20 protein-coding genes are annotated in these 18,024 nt (G+C 55.1%); 11 read left to right on the plus strand and 9 right to left on the minus strand.

Translation table 11 applies throughout. The features are described 5' to 3' along the window. Positions 1 to 61: 61 nt before the first annotated feature. Both ftsH and rlmE read right to left on the minus strand, forming a co-directional pair. Positions 62 to 2,002 (minus strand): ATP-dependent zinc metalloprotease FtsH, encoded by a 1,941-nt coding sequence (gene ftsH, locus CYR32_RS13810; RefSeq protein ID WP_165698245.1) that lies wholly within the window; start codon positions 2,000 to 2,002, stop codon positions 62 to 64. Positions 2,003 to 2,049: 47 nt separating this feature from the next. Next, positions 2,050 to 2,679, minus strand: coding sequence for a 23S rRNA (uridine(2552)-2'-O)-methyltransferase RlmE (gene rlmE / locus CYR32_RS13815; protein WP_101825375.1), 630 nt, complete (start codon positions 2,677 to 2,679; stop codon positions 2,050 to 2,052). A gap of 167 nt (positions 2,680 to 2,846) precedes the next feature. Between rlmE and yhbY the strand changes: the two genes are divergently transcribed. Next, positions 2,847 to 3,140, plus strand: a complete 294-nt coding sequence (yhbY, locus tag CYR32_RS13820) for a ribosome assembly RNA-binding protein YhbY (protein WP_072927097.1) — start codon at positions 2,847 to 2,849, stop codon at positions 3,138 to 3,140. Positions 3,141 to 3,251: 111 nt separating this feature from the next. On the opposite strand, the gene greA is transcribed toward yhbY, so the two are convergent. Continuing rightward, positions 3,252 to 3,728: a transcription elongation factor GreA gene (gene greA, locus CYR32_RS13825; RefSeq protein ID WP_101825377.1), complete on the minus strand. Its 477-nt coding sequence runs from the start codon at positions 3,726 to 3,728 to the stop codon at positions 3,252 to 3,254. A gap of 259 nt (positions 3,729 to 3,987) precedes the next feature. Between greA and dacB the strand changes: the two genes are divergently transcribed. The 3 genes from dacB to pmrB are packed head-to-tail and all read left to right on the plus strand — an operon-like array spanning position 3,988 to position 7,145. Continuing rightward, complete coding sequence (gene dacB, locus CYR32_RS13830; RefSeq protein ID WP_101825380.1) at positions 3,988 to 5,421, plus strand: serine-type D-Ala-D-Ala carboxypeptidase; 1,434 nt, start codon at positions 3,988 to 3,990, stop codon at positions 5,419 to 5,421. A 3-nt stretch (positions 5,422 to 5,424) separates the two neighbouring features. Next, on the plus strand, positions 5,425 to 6,087 hold the full coding sequence (pmrA, locus tag CYR32_RS13835; RefSeq protein ID WP_101825382.1) for a two-component system response regulator PmrA: 663 nt from the start codon (positions 5,425 to 5,427) through the stop codon (positions 6,085 to 6,087). Next, a complete protein-coding gene (gene pmrB, locus CYR32_RS13840) occupies positions 6,084 to 7,145 on the plus strand; it encodes a two-component system sensor histidine kinase PmrB (protein WP_101825385.1) in 1,062 nt (353 codons plus the stop codon). Before pmrA ends, pmrB begins: the two co-directional genes overlap by 4 nt. A 57-nt stretch (positions 7,146 to 7,202) precedes the next feature. Here the strand turns inward: pmrB and cgtA are convergent, their stop codons facing one another. From cgtA to rplU, 4 genes are all read right to left on the minus strand, one after another. Next, a complete protein-coding gene (cgtA, locus tag CYR32_RS13845; RefSeq protein WP_101825389.1) occupies positions 7,203 to 8,375 on the minus strand; it encodes an Obg family GTPase CgtA in 1,173 nt (390 codons plus the stop codon). 16 nt (positions 8,376 to 8,391) lie between these two features. After that, positions 8,392 to 9,363, minus strand: coding sequence for a DMT family transporter (locus CYR32_RS13850; protein WP_101825392.1), 972 nt, complete (start codon positions 9,361 to 9,363; stop codon positions 8,392 to 8,394). An 85-nt stretch (positions 9,364 to 9,448) separates the two neighbouring features. Continuing rightward, positions 9,449 to 9,706 (minus strand): 50S ribosomal protein L27, encoded by a 258-nt coding sequence (gene rpmA, locus CYR32_RS13855; protein WP_072927085.1) that lies wholly within the window; start codon positions 9,704 to 9,706, stop codon positions 9,449 to 9,451. Positions 9,707 to 9,721: 15 nt separating this feature from the next. Continuing rightward, entirely contained in the window at positions 9,722 to 10,033 is a 312-nt protein-coding gene (rplU, locus tag CYR32_RS13860) for a 50S ribosomal protein L21 (RefSeq protein WP_072927084.1), read from the minus strand. Positions 10,034 to 10,294: 261 nt separating this feature from the next. On the opposite strand from rplU, the gene ispB reads away from it, so the two are divergent. Then, positions 10,295 to 11,266 carry an octaprenyl diphosphate synthase gene (gene ispB, locus CYR32_RS13865; protein WP_101825394.1) on the plus strand — a complete coding sequence of 324 codons (972 nt, stop codon included), beginning with the start codon at positions 10,295 to 10,297 and terminating at the stop codon, positions 11,264 to 11,266. A 398-nt stretch (positions 11,267 to 11,664) separates the two neighbouring features. After that, positions 11,665 to 12,039 carry a helix-turn-helix domain-containing protein gene (locus tag CYR32_RS13870; protein WP_101825397.1) on the plus strand — a complete coding sequence of 125 codons (375 nt, stop codon included), beginning with the start codon at positions 11,665 to 11,667 and terminating at the stop codon, positions 12,037 to 12,039. Between the two features lie 21 nt (positions 12,040 to 12,060). On the opposite strand, the gene mdh is transcribed toward CYR32_RS13870, so the two are convergent. Beyond that, positions 12,061 to 12,999, minus strand: a complete 939-nt coding sequence (mdh, locus tag CYR32_RS13875; protein ID WP_101825399.1) for a malate dehydrogenase — start codon at positions 12,997 to 12,999, stop codon at positions 12,061 to 12,063. A 453-nt stretch (positions 13,000 to 13,452) separates the two neighbouring features. Here mdh and argR point away from each other — a divergent pair, with 453 nt between their 5' ends. From argR to CYR32_RS21445, 4 genes are all read left to right on the plus strand, one after another. Then, positions 13,453 to 13,923: a transcriptional regulator ArgR gene (gene argR / locus CYR32_RS13880; RefSeq protein ID WP_101825402.1), complete on the plus strand. Its 471-nt coding sequence runs from the start codon at positions 13,453 to 13,455 to the stop codon at positions 13,921 to 13,923. A gap of 426 nt (positions 13,924 to 14,349) precedes the next feature. Further along, positions 14,350 to 14,613 (plus strand): peroxide/acid stress response protein YhcN, encoded by a 264-nt coding sequence (gene yhcN, locus CYR32_RS13885; protein ID WP_101825404.1) that lies wholly within the window; start codon positions 14,350 to 14,352, stop codon positions 14,611 to 14,613. Positions 14,614 to 14,731: 118 nt separating this feature from the next. Then, entirely contained in the window at positions 14,732 to 14,992 is a 261-nt protein-coding gene (gene yhcN / locus CYR32_RS13890) for a peroxide/acid stress response protein YhcN (protein ID WP_101825406.1), read from the plus strand. Positions 14,993 to 15,098: 106 nt separating this feature from the next. Then, positions 15,099 to 15,341, plus strand: a complete 243-nt coding sequence (locus CYR32_RS21445) for a hypothetical protein (RefSeq protein WP_146000702.1) — start codon at positions 15,099 to 15,101, stop codon at positions 15,339 to 15,341. A 139-nt stretch (positions 15,342 to 15,480) separates the two neighbouring features. Here CYR32_RS21445 and mpl read toward each other — a convergent pair whose 3' ends face one another. Continuing rightward, positions 15,481 to 16,848: a UDP-N-acetylmuramate:L-alanyl-gamma-D-glutamyl-meso-diaminopimelate ligase gene (gene mpl / locus CYR32_RS13895; protein WP_101825409.1), complete on the minus strand. Its 1,368-nt coding sequence runs from the start codon at positions 16,846 to 16,848 to the stop codon at positions 15,481 to 15,483. A 170-nt stretch (positions 16,849 to 17,018) separates the two neighbouring features. On the opposite strand from mpl, the gene fbp reads away from it, so the two are divergent. Continuing rightward, positions 17,019 to 18,017, plus strand: coding sequence for a class 1 fructose-bisphosphatase (gene fbp / locus CYR32_RS13900; RefSeq protein ID WP_101825414.1), 999 nt, complete (start codon positions 17,019 to 17,021; stop codon positions 18,015 to 18,017). Positions 18,018 to 18,024 lie beyond the last annotated feature (7 nt).

Below are 18,024 nucleotides of genomic sequence, written 5' to 3' on the forward strand. Positions count from 1 at the left end.
AAAAACCCCGGGCGAGCCCGGGGTTAGACATTAACAAACAACATCTCTGGCAAACGCAGGCTTACTTGTCGCCGAACTGCTCAGACATAGTATTGCCGGGGTTCGCTGTACGCGGGTCGTCGACCGGCGTTGGCGCTTTAGGCGAGCCGCCATCGTTCGAGTTGTTCCTCACCGCGTCATCCCAGCCTGCAGGCGGACGCACATCTTTACGGTTCATCAGGTCGTCAATCTGCGGTGCATCGATGGTTTCATACTTCATCAGGGCATCCTTCATCGAATGCAGGATGTCCATGTTTTCCATCAGCAGCGAACGGGCGCGTACGTAGTTACGTTCAATCAGGGATTTGACTTCCTGGTCGATAATACGTGCCGTTTCGTCAGACATGTGTTTGGCTTTCGCCACTGAGCGGCCCAGGAACACTTCGCCCTCTTCTTCCGCATACAGCAACGGCCCCAGCTTCTCAGAGAAGCCCCATTGGGTCACCATGTTACGTGCGATAGAGGTGGCTACTTTAATGTCATTAGATGCACCGGTAGAGACTTTTTCAGGCCCGTAGATGATCTCTTCCGCCAGACGGCCGCCGTACAGGGTAGAAATCTGGCTTTCCAGTTTCTGACGGCTGGCACTGATGGCATCCCCTTCCGGCAGGAAGAAGGTCACACCCAGTGCACGGCCACGCGGAATGATCGTCACTTTGTGTACCGGGTCATGTTCCGGAACCAGGCGGCCGATAATCGCGTGCCCGGCTTCGTGGTACGCCGTGGACTCTTTCTGCGACTCGGTCATCACCATGGAACGGCGCTCAGCACCCATCATGATTTTGTCTTTGGCTTTCTCAAACTCAACCATAGAGACGACGCGCTTGCTGCCGCGGGCGGCGAACAAGGCCGCTTCGTTCACCAGGTTAGCCAGATCGGCACCGGAGAAGCCAGGCGTACCACGCGCAATCACAGAAGCATCGATGTCAGGCGACAGCGGCACACGGCGCATGTGAACTTTCAGAATCTGTTCACGGCCGCGCACATCCGGCAGACCGACCACAACCTGGCGGTCGAAACGGCCCGGACGCAGCAGAGCCGGGTCCAGTACGTCAGGGCGGTTAGTTGCCGCAATGACGATGATACCTTCATTGCCTTCGAAGCCATCCATCTCAACCAGCATCTGGTTCAGCGTCTGTTCACGCTCATCGTGACCACCACCCAGGCCTGCGCCACGCTGGCGGCCTACGGCGTCGATCTCATCGATGAAGATGATGCAAGGTGCGGCTTTCTTCGCCTGTTCAAACATGTCACGGACACGGGACGCACCCACACCCACGAACATTTCAACAAAGTCAGAACCGGAAATGGTAAAGAACGGCACTTTCGCTTCACCGGCAATCGCTTTTGCCAGCAAGGTTTTACCGGTCCCCGGCGGGCCAACCATCAGGACGCCTTTCGGAATTTTACCGCCCAGTTTCTGGAAGCGGCTCGGTTCGCGCAGGTAATCCACCAGTTCGCTGACCTCTTCTTTCGCTTCGTCACAACCGGCAACGTCAGAGAAAGTGGTCTTGATCTGGTCTTCCGTCAACATGCGGGCCTTGCTCTTGCCAAAGGACATCGCGCCCTTGCCGCCGCCGCCCTGCATTTGCCGCATAAAGAAGATCCAGACCCCAATCAGCAACAGCATCGGGAACCAGGAGATAAAGATAGACGCCAGCAAACTCGGCTCTTCAGGCGGTTCACCAACAACTTTCACGTTTTTCGTTAACAGGGTATCCAGTAATTTTGGATCGTTAACAGGGAGATAAGTCGTGTATCGGTTACTGTCTTTCTTGGTAACGTTGATCTCACGTCCGTTGATACGTGCTTCACGAATCTGGTCTTGGGTCAATTCGGACATGAAGGTAGAATAATCTACCCTACGGCCATTCGACTCGCTGGGCCCAAAGCTCTGGAACACAGACATCAGTACAACTGCGATGACTAACCAGAGAATTAGGTTTTTCGCCATGTCACTCAAGGGATTAACCTCATATTACAACTGTGTTAACAAACAGCGTTAGGGTACTACAGTTTGCGCCCTGTCGCTACGATGTACACTTCCCGCGACCGCGCCCGGGAAGCGTCTGGCTTACGAATCTTAACCTTCGTAAACAGAGAGCGGATTTCGCGCAAATATGCATCAAACCCATCCCCCTGAAACACCTTCACCAGGAAACTTCCCCCTGGCGCCAGTACATCACGACACATATCCAGCGCTAATTCAACCAGATACATCGATTTAGGAATATCGACAGCCGGAGTACCACTCATATTCGGGGCCATATCGGACATGACCACCTGAACTTTCTTGTCGCCTACGCGTTGTAACAGCGCATCTAACACCATTGGCTCACGAAAATCCCCCTGGAGGAAATCGACGCCAACGATAGGATCCATCGGTAAAATATCACAGGCAATAATGCGCCCGCTTCCACCAATCTGAGTGACGACATACTGTGACCACCCACCCGGCGCGGCACCTAAATCCACAACGGTCATGCCCGGTTTGAAGAGTTTGTCGCTTTGTTGTATCTCATCAAGTTTAAACCAGGCACGTGAGCGTAGCCCTTTTTTCTGTGCCTGCAGGACATATTTATCGCTAAAGTGTTCCTGTAACCAGCGGCTGGAGCTGGCAGAACGCTTTTTATTGGTCATCGGTTTTCCAACTATCCTGATTTTAAGCCCATTTAACAGGCCCTTAGAGACAGGGTATTGATTACTTAGCGCACGGCAGCGGCGGAGAGGCAGATACCGGGTTGGTGATAGACCTGAGATGGCGGTAGAATGACCCGTTTTCAATCCCAACCTAAGCAAAAAATACGATGAATCTGAATAACAAACAAAAACAGCACCTGAAAGGCCTGGCGCATCCGTTAAAACCGGTCGTTATGCTGGGTAATAACGGGCTCACCGAAGGGGTGCTGGCCGAGATCGAGCAGGCGCTTGCGCATCATGAACTGATTAAAGTGAAGATCGCCGCTGAAGAGCGCGAAACCAAAACTCTGATCGTTGATGCGATTGTGCGTGAAACTGGCGCGGCTAACGTGCAAGTTATCGGTAATATTCTGGTTCTCTATCGTCCTTCTGACGATCGGAAAATCAGCTTACCGCGTTAAGCTTCCCACGTTTACTGAAAAGGTGCCATGTGCACTGCTCTGATAAAAGGCCGCATGCGGCCTTTTTCTTATCTTTACAAATGTAGCGGGATTGTAAGCATCCGGACAGACTTAAAGATAATCCACATGCAGAATTTCATATTCCACATCGCCGCCCGGGGTGTTAATCACGACCACATCATCCTGCTCTTTCCCAATCAGGCCACGGGCAATCGGGGAGTTGACGGAGATAAGGTTCTGCTTAAAGTCAGCCTCATCATCCCCTACGATACGGTAGGACTGTTCCTCATCCGTATCCAGGTTCAGCACCTTGACGGTGGCACCAAAAATCACCCGGCCATTATTTGGCATTTTTGTGATGTCTATCACCTGAGCGTTAGACAGCTTCGCCTCGATCTCCTGAATACGGCCTTCACAGAAGCCTTGCTGCTCACGTGCGGCATGGTACTCAGCATTCTCTTTCAAATCGCCGTGCTCACGGGCATCAGCAATATCGGAGATGATTTTCGGGCGACGTACCGTCTTCAGGTAATCAAGCTCTTCGCGCAATTTCTCTGCGCCACGCAACGTCATCGGAATCTGTTTCATAGTTACACTACCTCTACTTCTGTCCTGTTTAAAAATCCGCCTTCCTGACGTGTTCGGATGAAAATGCGCAGGACCGGCGTGGCCCTTCCGCTTCCAGGCGAGAAACAAAAGAATCCTGACCGGCAGAGCATGCCGGGTCAGGATTGGTTTTGCATTTTGATACGCATTTTAACGTAGAGTTCATTATGGGTCATCGTTTACTTTTTCCTGCTTTGCACCGTAGTATGGCGGCACATTATCCATCTGTTGCCCCAAAATTATGCGTTTTTCACGAATTGTCAGCGGATTAACCTGCGCATTTATGTTGTCTGCCCATGCTGCGCCGGTCGAAGATTATACGCAGTACCTGCCTGATGGCGCCAATCTGGCGCTGCTGGTTCAGAAAGTCGGCGCGACGACGCCTGCCATCGATTACCACGGCCAGCATATGGCCCTGCCGGCCAGTACCCAGAAAGTCCTGACTGCGCTGGCCGCATTGCTGCAACTGGGGCCGGATTTCCGCTTCAATACCACGTTTGAAAGCAGTGCGCCGGTGGCAGATGGCGTATTACGCGGTAACCTGGTAGCGCGTTTCGATGGTGACCCGACCTTTAAGCGCCAGAACCTGCGCAATATGGTCGCGGTGCTGAAAAAACAGGGCATCCATGAAATCACCGGGGATGTGATTGTGGACACCTCGGTTTTCGCCAGCCATGACAAAGCGCCCGGCTGGCCATGGAATGACATCACCCAGTGCTTCAGCGCCCCGCCGGCAGCGGCGATTGTTGACCGCAACTGCTTCTCGGTCTCGCTTTACAGCGCCCCTAAGCCCAATGACATCGCCTTCATCCGCGTAGCCTCCTACTACCCGGTGCATATGTTCAGCCAGGTGCGTACGCTGGCCAAAGGCTCGCCTGATGCCCAGTATTGTGAACTGGATGTGGTACCGGGGGAGCTTAACCGCTTTACGCTGACCGGCTGCCTGACCCAGCGCGCTGACCCGCTGCCGCTGGCCTTCGCTATTCAGGACGGTGCCGCCTATGCCGGTGCTATTCTTAAAGACGAACTTCAGGATGCCGGTATCCGTATCGGCGGCACTCTGAAACGCCAGACCCTGCCGACGCCGGCTGGTTCCGTGCTGGCGCAGACGCAGTCCCTGCCGTTGCATGATCTGCTGAAAATCATGCTGAAGAAGTCTGACAATATGATCGCGGACACGGTTTTCCGCACCATTGGCCATGAGCGTTTCGGCGTACCGGGCACCTGGCGCGCCGGGGCGGATGCCGTCCGCCAGATTTTGCGGCAAAAAGCCGGGGTGGATTTGGGCAACAGCATCGTGGTGGATGGCTCCGGGCTCTCACGCCACAACCTGCTCGCCCCTGCCACCATGATGCAGGCGCTGCAATATATCGCCCAGCATGATAACGAGCTCGATTTTATCTCTATGCTGCCGCTGGCCGGCTATGACGGCACCCTGCGTTACCGCGGTGGCCTGCATGAGGCCGGGGTTGACGGTAAAGTCTCTGCGAAGACCGGCGCGCTCCAGGGCGTGTATAACCTGGCGGGCTTTATTACCACAGCCAGCGGTCAGAAAATGGCGTTCGTCCAGTACCTGTCCGGGTATGCGGTTCCACCGGAGGATCAGCGCACGCGCCGGGCCCCGCTGGTCAGGTTTGAAAGCCGTCTCTACCGGGACATTTATCAGAATAATTAATCGATGAAGATACTGATTGTCGAAGATGATGCGTTGTTACAGCAGGGGCTTTCCGCGGCCCTCTCAGCGGAGGGGTACGCCTGCGATTGTGTCAGCCGCGCTGCGGAGGCTGAACGCTATCTTCCCGCCAGTCAGTACAGCCTGATTATTCTTGACCTGGGCCTGCCGGATCGCGACGGCACCTCGCTGTTGCGCCAGTGGCGGCGGGAGAATATGGCGTTGCCGGTATTGATTCTGACGGCGCGTGATGCGATGGAAGACCGGGTCGAAGGGCTGGATGCAGGTGCCGATGATTACCTGATCAAACCCTTTGCCCTGGCTGAACTGCAGGCGCGGGTGCGCGCCCTGCTGCGGCGTTACCAGGGGCACAGCGATAACCTGCTGACCCTGGATGATCTCACGCTGAACCTCTCTACACAGCAGGTGTCCCTGGACAATAAACCGCTTGAGGTGACGCCCAAGGAGTTTGCCATTCTCTCCCGGCTGATGCTGCGGGCCGGGCAGACGGTAAACCGGGAATTGTTACAGCACGACCTCTATACCTGGCAGGACGATTTAGGCTCCAACACGTTGGAAGTGCATATCCATAACCTGCGCCGGAAGCTCGGCAAAGAGCGTATCCGCACCGTGCGCGGCATCGGTTACCGGCTGGACGCTCAGCCATGATCAGTATGCGTCGGCGTTTGTTATTGATGCTGGCGTTGATTCTGCTGGTGACGCAGCTGACCAGCGTCTTCTGGCTCTGGCATGAGAGCCGTGAACAGATCAGCCTGCTGGTCAATGACACCCTGACCGCCAAGGTGCGCAACCAGCATGTCGAGATGGAGATTGCCGAGGCGGTCGCCTCGCTGCTCGCCCCCTCTCTGATTATGCTGGGTGTCACCCTCCTGCTCTCCTTCTGGGCCATCAGCTGGATTATCCGGCCGCTGAACCAGTTACAGCAGCGTTTACAGCGCCGCTCTGCCGATAACCTGACTCCGCTGCCGATCAACAGTGACATACAGGAGATCGTCTCTGTCACCACGTCCCTTAACCAGCTATTAGCGCGGCTCTCCAATACCATTCAGCAGGAGCGGTTATTCACCGCCGATGCCGCCCATGAATTGCGCACCCCTCTGGCCGGAATCCGGCTGCATCTGGAGCTGATGGAGCAAAAAGGGATCGCAGAAAGCCGGGTATTGATTGCCCGCCTCGATCTGCTGATGCACACCATTGAGCAGCTGTTGATGTTGTCACGCGCCGGGCAGAATTTTGCTGAAGGTCATTATCAGCAGATCAATTGGGTAGAGGAGGTCGCCCTCCCCTTGCGTGAAGAGCTGGAAGAGATGGCGGCACAACGCCATCAGACGTTGATTTGGCAGATGCCGGCACAAGCCCGGATACAGGGTGACGCGGTGCTGCTGCGCCTGATGCTGCGTAACCTGGTAGAAAACGCCCACCGCTACAGCCCGGAACAGAGCCACATCACCATTACCTGTGACGCGCTACCGGCGCAATGGCAGCTTACCGTCAGTGATGAGGGGCCGGGTATTGATGAAAGCCTGGCAGGCGAGCTGACAAAAGCGTTTAAGCGTATGGATCAGCGTTATGGCGGCAGTGGGCTGGGGCTAAATATCGTGATTCGTATCGCCCAGCTTCATCAGGGGAAAGTCACGCTGCAAAACAGGCCGCAAGGCGGGCTTGCAGCCTGTTGCCTGCTGCCCAACCGGCTCGATTTCGCATAAACATTGGTTTGCACACATAAAAAAGGTTGCCCGCAGGCAACCTTTTTTGTCAGCAGATTAACGCTGGTAAACGATTTCGACGCCTTCGTCGTCATCTTCGTCCCAGTCGTCATCCCACTCTTCTTCCGCTTCCGCCTCGGCTTCTGCCAGCTGCTCACGGTGGTAATCATCCCACATGAACTCCGCTTTCTCCGGCTTGGTTTCTTCAACGGCCATTTCGCGCGGTTGCGTGTTCAGGAAGCTCATCACATCCCAGCACAGGGCATTAACCCCGGCACGGTTTGCGGCAGAGATCAGGTAGTATTTTCCTTCCCAGCCCATGCCTTCGGCAATCGCCTTGGCGCGTGCTTCCGCTTCTTCATCGTCCAGCAGGTCAACTTTGTTGAAGACCAGCCAGCGCGGCTTCTCAGACAGCTTTTCGCTGTACTGTTTCAGCTCGTTAATGATGACGTGGGCGTTCTGCACCGGATCGGACTCATCAATAGGGGCGATGTCCACCAGGTGCAGCAGCACGCGGCAGCGCTCCAGGTGCTTCAGGAAGCGGATGCCGAGACCGGCACCTTCAGAGGCACCTTCGATCAGGCCGGGAATATCCGCCACCACGAAGCTCTGCTCGCTGTCCATACGCACTACGCCCAGGCTCGGTACCAGCGTGGTGAACGGGTAGTCCGCCACTTTCGGCTTCGCGGCAGAGACGGCGCGGATGAACGTGGACTTACCGGCGTTCGGCAGGCCCAGCATGCCGACGTCCGCCAGCAGCAGCAGCTCAAGGTTAATGTCGCGCTTCTCGCCCGGCGTGCCCATGGTTTTCTGGCGCGGCGTACGGTTAACGGAGGATTTGAACCGGGTGTTACCCAGGCCGTGGAAACCGCCCTTGGCCACCATCAGGCGCTGCTGGTGACGGGTCAGATCGCCCACCACTTCGCCGGTGCCCTGGTCGATAATACGGGTCCCGACCGGTACCTTGATGGTGATGTCTTTGCCGCGTTTACCGGTGCAGTCACGGCTCTGGCCGTTTTCACCCCGTTCTGCACGGAAAGATTTCTCAAAACGGTAGTCGATCAGGGTATTCAGGTTCTCATCCGCCAACAGGTAGACGTCGCCGCCGTCGCCGCCGTCGCCGCCATCCGGGCCGCCTTTGGGAATATATTTCTCACGACGGAAACTCACACAACCGTTACCGCCGTCACCCGCTACCACCAGAATCGTGGCTTCATCTACAAACTTCATTTGCTGTCTCCGTAAATCATTCGTCTGTCTGCTTCAGGGAAGCCACCAGACTTTTTTCTGTCCGCCCGGGCCACCAACGGTGACCAATTGCGGAAAACATTGCCCCTGACACCACAACGATTGCCCCGAGGTATCCCACCACATTCAGCGCAGGCACCGCGAAGAAGAGCGGCCAGGCCAATGCCAGTAAATTCGAAAATAGCAGGGTAAACAGCGGTGTCAGCGTTACCAGGGCACTTACCTGTGCCGCCTGCCAGCGCGCCATGGCCTCAGCCAGCGCACCGTAACCAATCAGGGTGTTGGCGCCGCAAAACAGCAGACAGGCGAGTTGCCAGCCGCTGAGTTGCATAATCATCCCCGGATGCGCCAGGGGGAAAAGCGCCACTGCACATAAAGTGTACAACACTACCAGGATCTGTTGCGATGCCAGGCGACGCAAAAGAACCTTTTGTGCCACGCCGTAGCATACCCAGACCGACGCAGCACAGACGCCGAGCAACACGCCCAGCGTGTAATCGGTCAGCCGGGTGAAAATCTCAATCAGGCTGCTGTTGAAAAACATGATCAGCCCGCAGACCAGCATGGCCGCCCCGATCACCTGGGTGATGCGCATCCGCTCTTTCAGGATGAACACGCTGGCGATCATCATCCCGACCGGGGAGAGCTGGCCAATGACCTGGGACGCCGTCGGGCTCAGGTACTGGAGCGAGGAGCTGAAAAAGATAAAGTTCCCCAGCAACCCTGCGGTGGCGATGGCAATCAGCGCCAGCCAGCGCGGCTTACCAAACAGCCGCAGCGACGGCAGCTTGCCTTTGACGGCAAGCAGCCCGCCCAGCCCCAGCGAAGCCATGGAAAAGCGGTACCAGACAACGGTGAAAGGGTCCATCACCTGAAGCACCTGCTTCATCGCGATGGGCAACGCCCCCCAAAATATGGCGGTGGTCAATGCCAGCATAATGCCGATGCCCGCCTGCTGCCTGGTTTCCATAACTTATCCCGACGTCCACGCTAAAATGTAAAAAGCCCCGCAACAGAATTGCGGGGCTTACATCTACCAGTAAGGCTCGAAAAACTTATTCAGCAACGATGCTGATGAATTTACGATTGTTCGGGCCTTTTACTTCAAACTTGACTTTACCGTCAGCCAGTGCGAACAGGGTGTGGTCTTTGCCGCAACCAACGTTGGTGCCTGCGTGGAACTTGGTCCCGCGCTGACGAACGATGATGCTGCCTGCCAGAACTGCTTCGCCGCCAAAGCGTTTCACGCCCAGACGTTTAGCTTCGGAATCGCGACCGTTACGAGTCGAGCCGCCAGCCTTTTTATGTGCCATTTTATGCTCCTAAACTTAAGCGCTGATGCCGGTGATTTTCACATCAGTGAACCACTGACGGTGGCCCTGCTGCTTACGGTAGTGTTTACGACGACGAAACTTAACGATTTTAATTTTCTCGCCACGACCGTGAGCAACAACTTCAGCGGTGATTTTGCCGCCATCGACGAAAGGAACGCCGATATTGATTTCTTCACCATTGGCAATCATCAGCACTTGGTCAAACTCAACAGCTTCACCAGTTGCGATGTCCAGCTTTTCCAAGCGAACGGTCTGACCTTCGCTTACTCGGTGTTGTTTACCACCACTTTGGAAAACCGCGTACATATAAAACTCCGCTTTCCGCGCACTCGCCTTTAGTAGTTCAAAGCGCGCTATAAATATTCACAATAGGGCGCGAATTCTACGCAAAAAAGCCTCGCATGACAAGAGCAGAATAAAGTCAGAAGAAGAAAAAAAGCACAGCTCATTTCGCGACGTTTATCTATGCCATTTTTCAAGTACAATCAAAGATACCGTTACTACGATGAGCCGCTGCGTGCGGTGCTCCCATTCATGGTGAAGAGCATCCTAATAGAAAAAAACACAATGAACCTTGAACAGATTACCGACCTTACCGCACAAGATATGGCGGCTGTAAACGCGATCATTCTCGACCAGCTCAACTCTGACGTCACACTGATCAATCAGTTGGGTTATTACATCATCAGCGGTGGCGGCAAACGCATCCGGCCGATGATTGCGGTGCTGGCTGCCCGGGCACTCAGCTACACCGGCCAGAAACATGTCACGGTAGCGGCCCTGATTGAATTTATTCATACCGCCACCCTGCTGCATGACGATGTGGTGGACGAATCGGACATGCGCCGCGGGAAAGCCACGGCCAACGCCGCATTCGGCAACGCAGCCAGCGTGCTGGTCGGCGATTTTATCTATACCCGCGCCTTCCAGATGATGACCGGCCTGGAGTCACTGCGGGTGCTGGCGCTGATGTCTGAAGCGGTGAATGTGATCGCGGAAGGCGAAGTGCTGCAGCTGATGAACTGTAACGATCCGGACATTACCGAGGAGAGTTACATGCGGGTGATTTACAGCAAAACCGCCCGGCTGTTTGAGGCGGCGGCGCAGGCGTCTGCCATCCTCTCGGATGCCACCGAACAGCAGGAAAAAGCGCTGCAGGACTACGGCCGTTATCTGGGCACCGCGTTCCAGTTAATTGATGATTTGCTGGATTACGATGCCGATGGCGGCACGTTGGGCAAAAATACCGGCGACGATCTGGACGAAGGCAAACCGACGCTGCCCCTGCTTCATGCGATGAAACATGGCAACGCGGAGCAGTCTGCCATGATTCGTCAGGCCATTGAGGAAGGGAATGGCCGCCACCTGCTGGAGCCGGTGCTGGAAACCATGCATCAGGTCGGGTCGCTGGCTTATACCCGGCAGCGGGCGGAAGAGGAAGCAGATAAAGCTATCGCCTGCCTCCGCATCCTGCCGGATACCCCTTACCGCCGTGCCCTGGAAGGGCTGGCGCATCTGGCCGTAAAACGGGATTACTGATCCCCGTGCCGGCGGCGGCTGACCCGCCGCCGGCTCCCCCGCCCCTTGCCTTCCGGCGTCATCAGGGTGCTGCCTGTCAGTCTTTCAGCGACTGATCATTTTCAGCTTCCTGTAAGTTCCTCGCCCCCTCTCTTTTTATAGAAATTTTCTGATTATTTTTCCCATAAAAAAGCCTGATATTTTCTCATTCATTGATTGATGAGCCCCTTTCACTTTCTTTCAGATCCTCTGTATTTCACTGCAATTGCAGGCAATATTTGGTATCTGGCACACATTTGCAGCCACTTTCAGAAAGTTGTTTGCGCAGGATTAAGAAATATGATGTTATTTATTTTCTGAAAATGCGGCGGTGGGTATCCCCGGCATACAATGCATCTGGATGAGTAAGGACAAAGGGAATGGAAGATAACATCAGGAAGGATTGGCATTCGGCAGACATTATTTCCGCCCTGCACAAAAAAGGGATGTCAATGGCGGCGCTGTCACGGGCAGCCGGGTTAAGCTCCTCGACCCTGGCCAACGTTCTTTATCGCCCGTGGCCTAAAGGCGAGTGGATCATTGCCCATGCGTTGGACCTGCACCCGCGCCAGATCTGGCCCAGCCGCTATTTTGATGAAGAGACGCGGTTGCCGGTAGAAAGGAAGACGCGCCGGCCGCTGCCGCAGGCGTTATGCCGGCCTGTGGTGAAAGCGAAGAGAGAGGTTGCACAGAAATCGCCGGTATCCCGTAAAAAAAGCACGGCGCAAGCGGCCAAAGACGAACCGCTGGCATAACGCCAGCGGTAGTGGGGTGGGTCAGTTGTTGATGAACTGTTCCCCCAGTTCAATATCCTTGCGCAGGACATCCAGCATCCCTTCCAGCGCCTGTTGTTCAAAGGCGCTCAGTGTGCCGATCTCCTGCCGTTCAGCCACCCCCTCTTTACCCAGCAACAAGGGTTGTGCAAAGAAGCGGGCATAGCGGCCATCCCCTTCAACGTAGGCACACTCCACCACGTTGCTTTCGCCTTGCAAGGCCCGAACCAGGGACAACCCGAACCGCGCCGCGGCCTGGCCCATAGAGAGCGTGGCCGACCCGCCGCCCGCTTTGGCTTCCACAACCTCTGTACCGGCATTCTGGATACGCTTGGTCAGCTCCGTGACTTCTTCCTCTGAGAAGCTGACGCCCGGCACCTGTGAAAGCAGCGGCAGAATCGTGACGCCGGAGTGCCCGCCAATCACCGGCACCTCTACCTCTTCCGGCTGTTTGCCTTTCAGCGCCGCGACAAAGGTATTTGCCCGGATGGTATCCAGCGTAGTCACGCCAAACAGCCTGTTTTTGTCATACACGCCCGCTTTTTTCAGCACCTCTGCGGCAATCGCCACCGTGGTATTGACCGGGTTGGTGATAATGCCGATCAACGCATTGGGGCAGGTGTCTGCCACTTGCTGAATCAGGTTGCGCACAATCCCGGCGTTGACGTTGAACAGATCGGAGCGATCCATACCCGGCTTGCGTGCTACCCCGGCCGAGATCAAGACCACGTCAGCGCCATGCAGTGCCGGTGTGGCATCTTCACCGCTGAAGCCTTGAATGTGAACCGCAGTAGGGATGTGGCTGAGATCCACCGCCACGCCGGGCGTAACGGGTGCGATGTCATAGAGGGAGAGTTCCGAACCTGAAGGCAATTGGGTTTTAAGCAAAAGGGCGAGCGCCTGACCAATACCGCCGGCTGCGCCGAGGACTGCAACTTTCATCCTATACTCCTTTTTATGGTAAACGTAAAAATGCTGTGAATTCAGAACATTAATACTTTACGTCATCGCGTGATCCACCACAAACCATTAACGGGGCTTGTGCGGGCCTAGGCGATAATTCAGCCCGAACATTAAGGAAACGGCGAAGTAAATGAAGATCATAGTGCACAAAGAGCCGTCAGAGTATGACACGATTCACAGGCTGCTAACCGTGAGCCGCATTGCATCAATGCACAACATTTGAACAACATAATAGTAATAACAATCCAACATATTGCCACTCCCCTGAAAACCCGACGGAAACGGCATATTCATCACGCAGTGATTTTGCTACACTCCGCGCCTTTCCTTGTGCGAGTAAGCCTCCGAAGATGAGGCCCAAACTTGCTTTTGCATAAAAATTCATTTATATGCATAATAATGACGTCAACTTCTGCTATACACGGTGCAACAATGCGTAATCCCGCAAAACAAGAAGATCTGATCAAAGCCTTTAAAGCGCTGCTGAAAGAAGAAAAATTCAGTTCTCAAAGCGAGATTGTTCAGGCGCTGCAAGAGGAAGGGTTTGATAATATCAACCAGTCCAAAGTCTCCCGGATGCTGACCAAATTTGGCGCGGTGCGTACCCGCAATGCCAAAATGGAGATGGTCTATTGCCTGCCGGCTGAACTGGGCGTGCCGACCACCACCAGCCCGCTGAAGAATCTGGTGCTGGATGTGGACTACAACGACGCGGTGGTAGTGATTCGCACCAGCCCGGGCGCTGCCCAGCTGATCGCGCGCCTGCTGGACTCGCTCGGTAAATCGGAGGGTATCCTGGGTACCATCGCCGGCGATGACACCATTTTCACGACCCCGGCCAGTGGCTTTTCAGTGAAACAGCTCTATGAGGCGATCCTCGGGCTGTTTGAACAAGAGCTTTAATCTGCCCGATACCGCAAGGGCGCGCAGTAAGCCGTTGCGGTGTTCCCCTTTTTTGCCTGTTTCCCCCTGCTCTGCCTCCGATATGCCCGCCAGGTGATTACTGCATAATTAATTATTTTGCTGTGCTGCTATTTACACGCATAATCCCACGCTTCTTTTCCCTCCAGCAGTGATTATCACTGCTTTGAACAGCACATTTAGTTAAATTGATTTAGCTTATTGATCTTACGAAAAATTAACGTTTAACGTTCATTATTTATACAATTTTTATGCTTTTTGGTTATTAAAAAAACAAAAAGCCTCCTGAAGTAACCTCAAAAACTATTAGCGTCCTATTTATTTTCGGATGTTACCAGGCGTATACTCCTTTCCGTGATGAGAATCACACTTTTTCTAACGAATAATAAAACACGATGAGGCAAAACCATGAACATTAAAACAACCATCGCAGCAGCAAGCATCCTATCTGCACTGTCATTTGGCGCATTTGCAGCACAATCTATCGATTCCACTCAGGCCGCGTCGCTGCAACCCATGGGCACCATTTCTGTCAGCGGTGTGAGCGCAGCGCCTTCTGACGTTCGCCAGGCCCTGTCTGAAAAAGCAGACAATAAAGGCGCGAAAGCCTACCGGGTTGTCGAAGCCTATATCAACGGCAACTACCACGCGACCGCAGAGATCTACCAGTAACAGAAAGGCTTAGTAAACATCTGAGGGATCGTTGATCCCGGCACGCATCAGAACAACCGGCAGGCAATACGTGTGATATGGCCTTAACGGTTGTTAACCCAACCCTGAGGAAACCATTATGACGATGAAAACCACACTCGCTGCCCTGGCCCTGCTCTCTGCTGTTTCTGCTGGCGCGTCTGCCGCAGAATTGATTACCGCCCCGGCAAACAACCTTACTCCGGCAGGCACCATCAGTGTCAGTGGGGTAAACGGCAGCCCGGCAGATATCCGCCAGGCGCTCTCAGACAAAGCGGACAGTAAAGGTGCAAAAGCCTACCGTGTGATTGAGGCCTACCAGAACGGTAACTATCACGCGACTGCGGAAATTTACCAATAAGTACCGGCCCGCTGAGTACCCTGCCCGCACCCTCTTCCCATTCGAATGACTATTTAAAGAGGGTGCCCGCTTTTTTTCAGGAACAGTCCGTTTTCAGGAATAGATCGTGTCATTAAACGTTATACCCGCCGTGTTGGGCCTGTGGGTTGCTCTGGTATGGAACGCCTCTGCCGCCCCCGTCCCCACCGACATGCATGATGCCCAGGAGAATACGCAACATGCTGAACCCCTGCCGATGACGCTCTCCCAGGCGTTAACGGCCAAAGCCAGCCAGAAAGCGATCAGTACACCTCGCCGTTATGGCGTGCTGGAAAGCCAGGAGTGGCATACCCGCCTGCCGGGATTCTGATAAACCCTCGTCCTATCCGACGAACCCCATTGCCCCCCTGTCGGGGGCTTTTTTTTGCCTGCGGTGACCGGGCACCGGGGTTTATTCCAAAAGAAAAGGGAGGCCGGCGCCTCCCTTTTATTATTCTCTTTGCGGATATTCAGCGCGCAGCTTTTGCCGCCAGCTTCTCCAGCAACTTCGTGTGGATGCCGCCGAAACCGCCGTTGCTCATCACCAGAATATGGTCACCCGGGTGGGCCGCCTTCACCACCATATCGGCCAGCGTATCCACATCCGCGCTCCAGTGCGCCGGTTGAATACACTCTTCCGCCACTTCCGTGACCAGCCACGGAATATGTTGCGGCTGGAACAGGAAGACCTCATCAGCCCGGCCAAGGGAGGGTGCCAGCTCGTTTTTGCACATCCCCATTTTCATGGTATTGGAACGCGGCTCCAGCACCGCCAGAATGCGCGCGGTGCCGCCCACTTTACTGCGCAGCGCTGCCAGCGTCGCCAGAATGGCCGTAGGGTGGTGGGCAAAGTCGTCATACACCGTGACGCCATCGGCTTCGCCGCGCAGTTCGAGGCGGCGGCGCGCATTGATAAAGGTGTCCAGCGCCCGGCAGGCATCGGCCGGCAACACCCCTACATGGCGGGCAGCGGCGATGGCCATCAGGCCGTTATGCATATTATGCTCACCCACCAGCGACCAGTTCACCTCGCCAACCCGCTCACCGTTGAGAAACACCTCAAACCGGCTGGCATCCGGCGTCAGCTTGGCGGCACGCCATGCGCCGCTTTCACCCAGCAGCTCCTGCTCGCTCCAGCAGCCCATCGCCATCACCTGTTTCAGGTGGGTGTCGTTATCCGGCAGGATGATTTTGCCTTTGCCCGGTACCAGACGCACCAGATGGTGGAACTGCTTCTGGATCGCTTTCAGATCGTCAAAGATGTCAGCGTGATCAAACTCCAGGTTATTCAGGATCAAGGTGCGCGGGCTGTAATGCACAAACTTGGAGCGCTTATCGAAGAAGGCGCAGTCGTACTCATCCGCCTCGATCACAAAGAACGGGCTGTTGCCCAGCCGGGCGGAGACATCAAAGTTCCCCGGCACACCACCAATCACGAAGCCCGGCTGGTAGCCGCAGGCCTCCAGGATCCAGGTGGCCATCCCGGCGGTGGTGGTTTTGCCATGCGTACCGGCTACGGCGATGACCCAGCGATCGTGCAGGACATCATCATGCAGCCATTGCGGGCCGGACATATACCGGATGCCGCGCTCCAGCACCGCCTCCACACAGGGGTTACCGCGTGACATGGCATTGCCGATGATCACCAGGTCCGGCGCGGGGTCAAGCTGTGCCGGATCGTATCCCTGAATAAGGTTGATGCCCTGGCTCTCCAGCAGCGTGCTCATCGGCGGATAGACGTTATCGTCTGAACCGGTTACGTCATGGCCCAGGGAGCGGGCCAGCATCGCCAGCCCGCCCATAAAGGTGCCGCAGATACCAAGAATATGAATACGCATATTATTTCCATTAGATCACGTCAGGTCAGCCGGTATTCTACCGCTCGGAATCGTCCAGAAGAAATGGATTTGCCTATGAATCGTCCATATCTTTACGTTAAACTCATTTCGCTTATGTTGGTGGTTTGTATAAAAAACCACTTTCCATCATTAGATTCAGGGATTGTGTCATGAAAACGTTAGGCGAATTCATTGTCGAGAAGCAGCACGACTTCCCCCACGCCACAGGTGAACTGACGGCGTTGCTCTCCGCGATTAAACTCGGTGCCAAAATTATCCATCGGGATATCAATAAAGCCGGGCTGGTCGATATTCTGGGTACCAGTGGCGTATCAAACGTTCAGGGCGAAGTGCAGATGAAACTCGATCTGTTCGCCAACGAAAAGCTGAAAGCGGCACTGAAAGCACGCGGTGAAGTCGCCGGGATCGCGTCAGAAGAAGAAGATGAGATTGTGATCTTCGAAGGCGCAGAAGATGCAAAATATGTGGTGCTGATGGACCCGCTGGACGGCTCCTCAAACATTGACGTCAACGTGTCAGTGGGCACCATTTTCTCCATCTACCGCCGTATCAGCCCGATCGGCACGCCGGTGAAGGAAGAGGACTTCCTGCAACCAGGCAGCGCCCAGGTGGCGGCAGGCTATGTGGTGTATGGCTCCTCGACCATGCTGGTCTACACCACCGGCTGCGGCGTCCACGCCTTTACCTATGACCCATCCCTGGGCGTGTTCTGCCTCTCCCACGAGAAAGTCTGCTTCCCGGAAAAAGGCAACATGTACTCCATCAACGAAGGGAACTACATTAAATTCCCGCTCGGGGTGAAGAAGTACATCAAATATTGCCAGGAGCAGGATGAAGTCACCCAGCGCCCTTACACCTCACGTTACATCGGCTCGCTGGTGGCGGATTTCCACCGCAACCTGCTGAAGGGCGGCATCTACATCTACCCAAGCACCGCCTCGCACCCGAAAGGGAAACTGCGCCTGCTGTATGAGTGCAACCCGATGGCCTTCCTGGCAGAACAGGCGGGCGGCAAGGCCAGCGACGGCATGCGCCGCATCCTCGACATTACGCCGGAATCCCTGCACCAGCGCGCGCCGTTCTTTGTCGGCACCCGCTCAATGGTGGAAGACGCCGAGCGCTTTATCGAGCAGTACCCGGACAACTGATTCGCAC

The organism is Chimaeribacter coloradensis, from assembly GCF_002858715.1.
GTDB lineage: Bacteria > Pseudomonadota > Gammaproteobacteria > Enterobacterales > Enterobacteriaceae > Chimaeribacter > Chimaeribacter coloradensis.

What these genes read in the sequence shown, in the direction of transcription:
- rlmE (WP_101825375.1), bottom strand. Translation starts at nt 2,679, where the DNA reads ATGACCAATAAAAAGCGTTCTGCCAGCTCCAGCCGCTGGTTACAGGAA.
- yhbY (WP_072927097.1), top strand. Translation starts at nt 2,847, where the DNA reads ATGAATCTGAATAACAAACAAAAACAGCACCTGAAAGGCCTGGCGCAT.
- greA (WP_101825377.1), bottom strand. Translation starts at nt 3,728, where the DNA reads ATGAAACAGATTCCGATGACGTTGCGTGGCGCAGAGAAATTGCGCGAA.
- dacB (WP_101825380.1), top strand. Translation starts at nt 3,988, where the DNA reads ATGCGTTTTTCACGAATTGTCAGCGGATTAACCTGCGCATTTATGTTG.
- pmrA (WP_101825382.1), top strand. Translation starts at nt 5,425, where the DNA reads ATGAAGATACTGATTGTCGAAGATGATGCGTTGTTACAGCAGGGGCTT.
- pmrB (WP_101825385.1), top strand. Translation starts at nt 6,084, where the DNA reads ATGATCAGTATGCGTCGGCGTTTGTTATTGATGCTGGCGTTGATTCTG.
- cgtA (WP_101825389.1), bottom strand. Translation starts at nt 8,375, where the DNA reads ATGAAGTTTGTAGATGAAGCCACGATTCTGGTGGTAGCGGGTGACGGC.
- CYR32_RS13850 (WP_101825392.1), bottom strand. Translation starts at nt 9,363, where the DNA reads ATGGAAACCAGGCAGCAGGCGGGCATCGGCATTATGCTGGCATTGACC.
- rpmA (WP_072927085.1), bottom strand. Translation starts at nt 9,706, where the DNA reads ATGGCACATAAAAAGGCTGGCGGCTCGACTCGTAACGGTCGCGATTCC.
- rplU (WP_072927084.1), bottom strand. Translation starts at nt 10,033, where the DNA reads ATGTACGCGGTTTTCCAAAGTGGTGGTAAACAACACCGAGTAAGCGAA.
- ispB (WP_101825394.1), top strand. Translation starts at nt 10,295, where the DNA reads ATGAACCTTGAACAGATTACCGACCTTACCGCACAAGATATGGCGGCT.
- CYR32_RS13870 (WP_101825397.1), top strand. Translation starts at nt 11,665, where the DNA reads ATGGAAGATAACATCAGGAAGGATTGGCATTCGGCAGACATTATTTCC.
- mdh (WP_101825399.1), bottom strand. Translation starts at nt 12,999, where the DNA reads ATGAAAGTTGCAGTCCTCGGCGCAGCCGGCGGTATTGGTCAGGCGCTC.
- argR (WP_101825402.1), top strand. Translation starts at nt 13,453, where the DNA reads ATGCGTAATCCCGCAAAACAAGAAGATCTGATCAAAGCCTTTAAAGCG.
- yhcN (WP_101825404.1), top strand. Translation starts at nt 14,350, where the DNA reads ATGAACATTAAAACAACCATCGCAGCAGCAAGCATCCTATCTGCACTG.
- yhcN (WP_101825406.1), top strand. Translation starts at nt 14,732, where the DNA reads ATGACGATGAAAACCACACTCGCTGCCCTGGCCCTGCTCTCTGCTGTT.
- mpl (WP_101825409.1), bottom strand. Translation starts at nt 16,848, where the DNA reads ATGCGTATTCATATTCTTGGTATCTGCGGCACCTTTATGGGCGGGCTG.
- fbp (WP_101825414.1), top strand. Translation starts at nt 17,019, where the DNA reads ATGAAAACGTTAGGCGAATTCATTGTCGAGAAGCAGCACGACTTCCCC.